At 56.4% G+C, this 543-nt stretch carries 1 protein-coding gene; it reads right to left on the bottom strand.

Annotation, left to right across the window (positions count from 1 at the left end; genetic code table 11):
* Window positions 1-543 (bottom strand): 3-ketoacyl-ACP reductase (locus tag VI25_RS20995; protein WP_055562822.1); only part of this gene is annotated, 543 nt, incomplete at both ends.

Raw genomic sequence — 543 nt, 5'->3', positions numbered from 1 at the left:
GGGTTGGTGCTCCACATGCCGGCTTCCTTGATGAAAATACGACGGTTGAGCTTCAGCTGAGAAATGATGAACTCTGCCAAGTCCTCGGGTTGCATTACCTTCTCGGGGTTGCCGTCGGTGAGCTTGTTGTTGATGGCTAGCTCGGTGGCTACCGTGCTGGGCGTTAGGGCCGTCACGCGGATGTTATGTTTGCGCACCTCCTGCATCAACGACTCTGTGAGGCCCATGATAGCAAACTTGGAAGCACTGTAGGCGCTGGTGGTTGCGGCACCCCGCTGGCCAGCAGTAGAGGCAATATTGATGATGTCGCCGGTTTCGCGGGCAATCATTTGAGGTAGCACGGCCCGCGTGGCGTAGTAGGTACCCATCAGGTTTACCTGAATGATCTTCTCCCATTCGGCGGGGTCCATATCAACCAGCTTGGCGAAGGTGCCAATGCCCGCATTATTGATGAGAATATCAATGGTACCTAGTGTGGTAGCGGCTTGCGCTACGGCGGCCTCCACGGCGGTGCGGTCAGCTATATCGGCCGTTACTACCACG

It is taken from the genome of Hymenobacter sp. AT01-02 (assembly GCF_000961955.2).
Classification (GTDB): domain Bacteria; phylum Bacteroidota; class Bacteroidia; order Cytophagales; family Hymenobacteraceae; genus Hymenobacter; species Hymenobacter mucosus.
Note: the sequence above shows the minus strand (reverse complement) of the source record. Positions and strands in the feature narration are given on the sequence as shown.